The organism is Spirulina sp. CCY15215 (genome assembly GCF_016888125.1).
Lineage (GTDB): Bacteria > Cyanobacteriota > Cyanobacteriia > Cyanobacteriales > Spirulinaceae > CCY15215.
Genome location: NZ_JACSWA010000252.1, coordinates 1 through 7,601, shown reverse-complemented (window position 1 = coordinate 7,601; position 7,601 = coordinate 1). Strand labels below are relative to the sequence as shown.

Annotated in this window: 8 protein-coding genes; 4 read left to right on the top strand and 4 right to left on the bottom strand. The window is 42.2% G+C overall.

Features of this window, described 5'->3' with window-relative positions; genetic code table 11:
- Nucleotides 1–439 precede the first annotated feature (439 nt).
- The 4 genes from JUI58_RS02320 to JUI58_RS02305 all read left to right on the top strand — a co-directional run bounded on the left by JUI58_RS02320 (nucleotide 440) and on the right by JUI58_RS02305 (nucleotide 3,909).
- Nucleotides 440–1,510, top strand: coding sequence for a DUF262 domain-containing protein (locus JUI58_RS02320; protein WP_204102128.1), 1,071 nt, complete (start codon nucleotides 440–442; stop codon nucleotides 1,508–1,510).
- A gap of 2 nt (nucleotides 1,511–1,512) precedes the next feature.
- Nucleotides 1,513–2,256: an MAE_28990/MAE_18760 family HEPN-like nuclease gene (locus JUI58_RS02315; protein WP_204102127.1), complete on the top strand. Its 744-nt coding sequence runs from the start codon at nucleotides 1,513–1,515 to the stop codon at nucleotides 2,254–2,256.
- Nucleotides 2,257–2,264: 8 nt separating this feature from the next.
- Nucleotides 2,265–3,383 (top strand): DNA cytosine methyltransferase, encoded by a 1,119-nt coding sequence (locus JUI58_RS02310; RefSeq protein WP_204102130.1) that lies wholly within the window; start codon nucleotides 2,265–2,267, stop codon nucleotides 3,381–3,383.
- A gap of 145 nt (nucleotides 3,384–3,528) precedes the next feature.
- Nucleotides 3,529–3,909, top strand: a complete 381-nt coding sequence (locus JUI58_RS02305) for a hypothetical protein (RefSeq protein WP_204102126.1) — start codon at nucleotides 3,529–3,531, stop codon at nucleotides 3,907–3,909.
- Between the two features lie 82 nt (nucleotides 3,910–3,991).
- On the opposite strand, the gene gor is transcribed toward JUI58_RS02305, so the two are convergent.
- The 4 genes from gor to coaD form a co-directional block, all read right to left on the bottom strand.
- Entirely contained in the window at nucleotides 3,992–5,341 is a 1,350-nt protein-coding gene (gene gor / locus JUI58_RS02300; protein ID WP_204102125.1) for a glutathione-disulfide reductase, read from the bottom strand.
- A 51-nt stretch (nucleotides 5,342–5,392) separates the two neighbouring features.
- On the bottom strand, nucleotides 5,393–6,139 hold the full coding sequence (locus JUI58_RS02295; RefSeq protein WP_204102124.1) for a hypothetical protein: 747 nt from the start codon (nucleotides 6,137–6,139) through the stop codon (nucleotides 5,393–5,395).
- 91 nt (nucleotides 6,140–6,230) lie between these two features.
- Nucleotides 6,231–6,899, bottom strand: coding sequence for a hypothetical protein (locus JUI58_RS02290; protein WP_239121215.1), 669 nt, complete (start codon nucleotides 6,897–6,899; stop codon nucleotides 6,231–6,233).
- On the bottom strand, nucleotides 6,871–7,386 hold the full coding sequence (gene coaD / locus JUI58_RS02285; RefSeq protein ID WP_204102123.1) for a pantetheine-phosphate adenylyltransferase: 516 nt from the start codon (nucleotides 7,384–7,386) through the stop codon (nucleotides 6,871–6,873). Before coaD ends, JUI58_RS02290 begins: the two co-directional genes overlap by 29 nt.
- Nucleotides 7,387–7,601 lie beyond the last annotated feature (215 nt).

Genomic DNA, 7,601 nt, shown 5'->3' with positions numbered 1-7,601 from the left:
CCAAATAACGTAGTACGCGGGGTACTTAGTCTGGTCAGAATGGCTTGTCAGATTTCTCTTTCAAGCCTCACGCCTTTAGGCTGAGGTTCCTGACGGGGTGTTGACGGATGAAGGATGAGGAATGAAGGATAAATTTGCTCCTTCTGTCTTATCTTATCTGACTGCATCCCGATAACTGATAACTAACTACTTTACTCTATTTTTCTGTCTCTAAATTTGTTCTCTTGTCTCTAGTTCTGCGATCGCCTTGGACAAATTTTGCTTCTAATGTTCTGCGATCGATTAATTTGTACTGCATATTTTAAGTGGTAATCGCGAAGAACCGGCGATCGCTTCAAGTCTTATAGAGAATCATTAAATTGACTTTATGGTGGACAGGATTTAGTATAATCAAGTTATCAATTGTTCCAAATAGTAGAGTTTAAGAGGATTTTTAGCAATGGATAGTGAGGAGCAATCTAACTTTAAAGAAGAGCTAATTCAATCTGCTGAAAAACAAATTATTGAGCAGTCAAAACGAATTGAGTTTTATCTTACAGAATATACAATTGAAATCTTAGCTTTAAAAATGAGAAATGAAGATTTTTATATCCCCGCTTATCAGCGTGATTTTACATGGGAAGAAAAACGGCGATCTAGATTTATCGAATCAATTTTAATGGGACTTCCTATTCCTTTTCTGTTCTTTTGGGAAAATCCAGCAACAGGTAAACTTGAGATTGTTGATGGAGTACAACGTCTGAAAACAATTGAAGAGTTCATTATTGGAGATTTTGTTTTGGGCGATCTAGAAGAATTATCCTTACTCAGTGGATTGAAATTTGACGATCTTTTAGAATCGCGACAAAGAAAGATAAAAAATCGTTCAATTAGAGGAATTGTACTGAATGAACATACTAACGAGCAATCTCGCTTCGATCTATTTGAGCGAATTAATACGGGAAGTAAAATTGCTAATAAAGCAGAGGTACGTCGAGGCGCTTTGGGAGGTGTTTATCAAGACCTTGTTATATCACTCTCAAAAGAAGAATATTTTATTGATCTAGCCCCAACTACAAAGAAACGAAAGAACGAACGCGAACGAGAAGAATTGGTGACTCGCTTTTTTGCTTACGGTGATGGACTAGAAAACTATAAAGATAGAGTTTCCGCTTTTCTTTATGATTACACAAAAAAAATGAACGCCTATTTTACACAAAATCCAGAAGAGATGCAAAAATATCGAAAAAGATTTCGCGATACAATGGAATTTGTATCAAAAAACTTTCCTTGGGGCTTCCGAAGAACAGCTACAGGAATAGTAACACCAAGATCGCGTTTTGAAGCAATTGCGATTGGCAGTTATTTAGCTCTACAACAAAAACCCGATCTAGTCAACCAATTAGTTAATACAGAAGACTGGTCAACCAGTCAAGAGTTCAGAGATGTCACGGGTTCTGATGGTGCGAATGTAAAGAAGAAACTGATAGGACGTATCAATTATGTTCGCGATCGCTTACTTGGAGAGTAAAAATGGATGATTTTAGTCAAGCATTTGAAGATCGGCTACAAGAAATAGAAACTTATCTCGATCTACTTGAAGCATTAGAAAAGCAAGTTCGAGATGGAGTTCCCACATTTGGTTCAGAAGGAGAAAAAATCACAGTTAAACAACAACGAATTCTTTATTCTAGTGTTTATCTTCAATTATATAACCTTGTTGAATCAACCGTAAATCAATGTTTAAATGCTGTATCTCATAGCGTAATCAATAGATCCACATATCCTAGTCATTTGTCCGATTCTGTGCGTCGAGAATGGGTGAGATTTATGGCACGGACTCATACTGAACTTAACCATGAAAATCGTCTTGAATGTGCATTAGAACTTTGCAATTATTTAGTACAAACTATACCAATATCAAGTTTCAAGATTGAAAAAGGTGCGGGAGGTGGTTGGACTGATGAAGGAATTGAGAAAATGAACAAGCGCTTAGGCTTTTCCTTCAATATCAGTTCTGACACGCTTCAAGCTATTAAACGAAAGTTTCGAGATGATAAAAGACCACTAGAATTAATTAAACAATTTCGTAATAAATTGGCTCATGGAGAACTTTCTTTTGCCGAATGTGGTGAAGGTGTTACTGTTAGCGATCTTCGCGACCTTACTCAACGAACGAGTTTATATCTTCGGGAAGTTGTAGTTTGTTTTAAATCATCTATAGATGCTCATGAATTTTTAATGCCAGAACATCGACCTACAGGAGTAGAAATATGAAAGAAACAATGTCCGATATTATTACACTTCATAAGAATAAATTTGGTGTTAAAAATAGCGATCGCATAATTTATGGAATTGATTTATTTTGCGGAGTCGGTGGACTCACACATGGATTGATTGAAGGTGGAATTCGAGTTATTGCAGGGGTCGATCTCGATCCGCAATGTCGTTTTCCTTACGAAACAAACAACCATTCTCTTTTTATTGAGCGAGACATAAGAAAACTATCAGGAACAGAACTTTCTAAGCTGTTTGGGAATGCAAAGCTACGATTACTAGCAGGTTGCGCTCCTTGTCAACCTTTCTCAACTTATAGTCAAAAAAATCGCCAAATTCGTGATGATAAAAGCCAAATTCGTGATGATAAACAGTGGGATCTTGTTGCTGATTTTGGTCGATTGGTTAGGGAAATTCAGCCCGAGTTTGTTACAATGGAGAATGTACCGCAACTTTTAGAGCATCAAGTTTTCCAAAATTTTCTAGAAGATTTAAAAGGTTATGAAATATGGTACAAAATCATACAATGTGCTGACTATGGAGTTCCACAAACGCGCAAACGTCTTGTCTTAATTGCGTCTAGACTCGGTTTAATAGAACTATTACCTCCCCATGAATCTACACATGATTATGCAACAGGTCATGCAACAGTGCGTCAAGCTATATTTAACTTACCTAAATTAGAGGCTGGAGGTTCCGATCCTAAAGATCCAATTCATACTGCTTCTTCATTAAGCGAACTCAATCTACGCAGAATTAAAGCCTCACATCCAGGAGGAACATGGCGAGATTGGGATGAATCGTTACGCGCACCTTGCCATCGCAGAAATTCAGGACAAACCTATCCAAGTGTCTATGGTCGCATGGAGTGGGATGCTCCTGCACCAACAATCACAACACAATGTTTTGGCTATGGAAATGGTAGATTTGGACATCCAGAACAAAATCGTGCGATTTCTCTCAGAGAAGCCGCTATTCTGCAAACTTTTCCAGAGAATTACCGTTTTCTAGAACCAGGAGAGAAAGCGCGTTTTCATAAACTTGGTCGTTTGATTGGTAATGCTGTTCCCGTTCGTATTGGTAAAGTAGTTGCCCAAAGTTTTTTATCCTCTGTTGAATACAAGTAGAACTAATCAACTATATCCTTGACTTCATTAGAACAGGGATTCCCAAATTCAGGGGTTTGGCGACTTTTTTTGATTTTTGTTATAACTTTTGATAATATTCGTAATATAATGCAATAAAGTTTTTAAGAAACAGGAGATTAAAAAGATGGCTGGATTTTTTGGCTTGTTTGGCGGTCGCACCAAATACGTGAATGAGGCAAATGCTGGAGATAATCCTAATAGCACGGATTTCTACCTCAGCCCCGATGACGCGAAAACGATGGGTAACATTGAATATATGCGTAAACCCAACACCGTTAAGCACACCTTTCCCGGTAATGCCAATAATGGTGGTTCTTTTGCTGTGGTTAAACAATTTACCGCAACGGAAGAAAAAACCATCGACGATCGCCCCGGTTTCTCAACTCCCTCTACCCCTACTGCTTCCACCACCTCTCAGCCCAGCGTAACTCCTCGCCGTACTGCATCTTCTACCGATACCAGTATGGATATGTTCCGTAACATGGCTAAAGGCATGAAACGGTAATTTTGTCAAGCTGAATAAATGAGAAAGAGGAGAACATAGTTTGTTCTCCTCTTTCTTTAGTGGTAGTGCTGGCCAACCGATGTTAGCGCATGGTGACAAACTCTTCCGCAGAACTGGGATGAATGCCCACGGTAGCATCAAAATTGGCTTTCGTGGCTCCAGTTTTCAGGGCGATCGCCACCCCTTGGATAATTTCCGCCGCATGATCTCCCACCATGTGCGCCCCAATAACGCGATCGCTTTCAGTATGAACGATGAGTTTCATTAAGGTTTTCTCATCTTTACCCGCGAGAGTGTAGTACATAGGACGGAATTTAGAACGGTACACCTTAATCTCGTCCCCATATTTTTCTCGCGCTTCCCCTTCCGTTAAGCCCACAGTACCCGCTTCAGGAGTGGTAAAGATCGCCGAAGGAACATTTTCATAACTCATAGTCCGAGAATTGCCACCGAATACCGTATCAGCAAAAGCGCGTCCCTCATTAATTGCCACGGGAGTTAAATTAATGCGATCGGTACAGTCTCCCACGGAATAAATATTCTCCTCGGCGGTTTGGCTATATTCATTAACCGCGATCGCCCCCTTCTTCACTTCAACCTTGGTATTTTCTAACCCCAAATTATCCAAATTAGGATTGCGTCCCGTAGCAGCAAATCCCACCACATCAGCAATAACCGTCTCTTCCCCCTCTCCTTTCACCGTTACCTTTAAACCCTCCTCCGTCTTTTCAATCACCATATCTGGGCAATTATTCAATAAACGAACGCCATGTTGCTGCATCGCTTCTTGAATCGTAGTGCAAAGATCGTCATCAAAACCGCGTAAAATCTTGTCAGCGCGGATCACTTGGGTGACTTCACTACCCAAACCATTAAGAATGCAAGCAAATTCACAGCCGATATAACCTCCCCCTAAAATAACAACGCGCTTAGGCTGTTCGGGAAAATGGAAAATATCATCAGAAACGATCGCGTGTTCGATCCCCGGAATATTGCTCGGGCGATGGGGTTTTCCTCCCACTGCAATGAGAATTTTATCCGCCGTTACCTTTTTATCCCCCACCTCAACAGTGTGGGCATCGATAAATTTAGCATGGAGGGGAAATAGTTCCACCTGAGAATTATCCAACATTCCTTGATAAATGCCATTTAACCGCGTCACTTCATTATTGACGGCGGTTATCATTTTCGACCAATCAAAGGAACCATCTCCCACAGTCCAGCCGTAGCCGCGAGACTCTGCAAATTGGCTGGGAAAATGCGACGCATACACCATTAACTTTTTAGGGACACAACCGCGATTAACGCAAGTTCCCCCTAGGCGATCGTTTTCCGCAACCGCCACTTTAGCACCGTATTGAGCAGCACGTCGAGCAGTTGCAATACCGCCAGAACCACCGCCAATGACAAAAAGATCGTAATCGTAACTCATAATGATTTGTTGTTTGTTGTTTGTTGTTAGTTGTTTGTTGTTTGTTACTCCCTACCTTACAATCCCTTGCAAAGCGCTGACGAGGACAGAAAGAGCTTTATCGTGGGCAGCTAATTTTAATTCCATTTCTCGCAGTTGAACTTTAAGGGCGGTAATATCTTCTTGGCTGGTTTCCATGTCGGTTTCGAGGGTTTCCGGAATCTGTGTTTGTAGCGATCGCAGGGAAGTTTCAATACTACTCAGAGTGCTTCCTTCGAGGCGATCGAGACGCACGCGATTAATCTCAACCCCTCCTTCATAGTTAGCCAGTTGGGTTTGCATCTGTTTGAAATTTGCCCCCAGCCAGCCCAAAATAATGCCCAAGGTCACGATCGTTCCCACAGATAAGCCAGTCAGCCACAAAAAGCGATTTTTCAAGCGACCCAATTGGCGATTGTAATAATCATTGTCGGAAAGAGCAACTAATTTGAGTTCCCACAATTCCCGCGCTAACTCTGAGATCGTCTTTTCTTCGGGTTGCGTGGTGGATAATGCCGTAGTCTCCACATCCAAGGCGACGCGATCGCGAGATGAGGGAGAGAGGGAGGGGGAAGGAGTAGGCGCAGTTTTGGGAGGAAGAGAGGCGAGAGAATCTCGAAAACCTTGCATCTCTTTAGGTTCCGGGGTAAGTAGGGGACGAGTTTTCCCATTGCTTAGATCGGAAAGAATATCCATTAAATCCGAGACAGCAATGTACTCGTTGGCACTTAACTGTTTTTTTGAGCCATTATTTTCCTGACTTGCTTTAATCTCGGTCATATCTCCACCCCTAATAACCCGATCCCGAAGTTGACAGCGTATTATTTGGGCTACTCTGCAACTATTGCTATGTTAACCGTTAACTGAACTATCAGGATGCTCCTGATATGGTTGAATTTTCTTCTCGGTTGGGTTCGGCGAAGTTACCGTGTAATTGTTGTCTACCGTTGCGAATAACCCTGAGCATTTCCCCCAATTGCTGTTCGATCCGCAGCAGTACCGCGTCGGCATATTCGTCGGCTCCATCTTGAATTTCTTCACATTCGGCGATCGCGATCTGGCGCATTTGTTCGAGTTCTTGCACCGCTTGCATTCGCATTTGCTCGATCTCCGCGAGGGTTTGCTGCTGAAGATCTTCACACTCTTGGCGCACGGCTTGGCGAATTTGGGCGGCCTCGATTTCTGCTTGGCGCACCAGCCCCAATTCATCTAAAAATTGGGCGGCTTGCTGTTTGGCCAATTCAATCATCTCTTGGGCGTATTCTTCCGCTTGCAAGAGAATTTCTTCTTTTTGACGCACCACCTCCATTGCTTCCTCAAAGGCTGTAGGAAGATTGATCCGCACTACATCAAGGCGATCGAGCAATTGTTCTTCATCGACAATGGTTTTGCGAGTGAAGGGAATGCGGGGATTATCTAAGATCAATTCTTCCAAGCGGTTGAGTTCGGCTTGAATATCAAATCCTAAGACTCGAGCGCGATCGAATCCTTCCTGTTCGCGATATTCGGCATTACTTCGGGGGTCTTCTTGTTGTAGCATCAGCCTTGTTGTAGCATCGATAGAGTTCTCGGGCAACATTTGGGGGAACGAGGTGATCGATTGTACCGCCAAATTGGGCAATTTCTTTGACCACGCTACTACTTAAGAAACTATACTCGGTAGACGTGGTTAAAAAAACAGTTTCGATATCCTGTCTCAGTGTTTTATTGGTATGAGCCATTTGCAGTTCTTTCTCGAAGTCGGAAAGAACGCGCAAACCCCGAAGCAAAATCTTGGCTTTCTTCTGCTTGGCATAGTCTACGCTTAAGCCGCTAAAGTTGTCTACTTCTACCCGATCGAGGTGCTGGGTACAAGTCTGAATTTGTTCAATGCGCTCTTCTATGGAAAAGAGCGGTTTTTTACTAGGATTGCAGAGTACGGCCACAATAACCTTTGTAAAGAGTTGGCTTCCGCGTTCGATAATGTCAAGGTGTCCTAACGTAATGGGATCGAAACTCCCTGGATAAATTGCGATCGCGTCTGCCATTTTTCAATTATTAATTTTCAATTATCAATGATTAATGCAAAAGACGAGGGACGGAAATGGAGATGTTGAAGGCTAAAGGGGCGATTTCTCCTGCGGTTATGATTTGCTGCTCTTGATAATCGCCATCAAAGATGTGGCAAGGGGACTCCCGTTAGACCCGATAGGGTTAGCGGGAGAGGAATTGCCACAAACAAGGGAGTCTGAGCAAAGCGAAT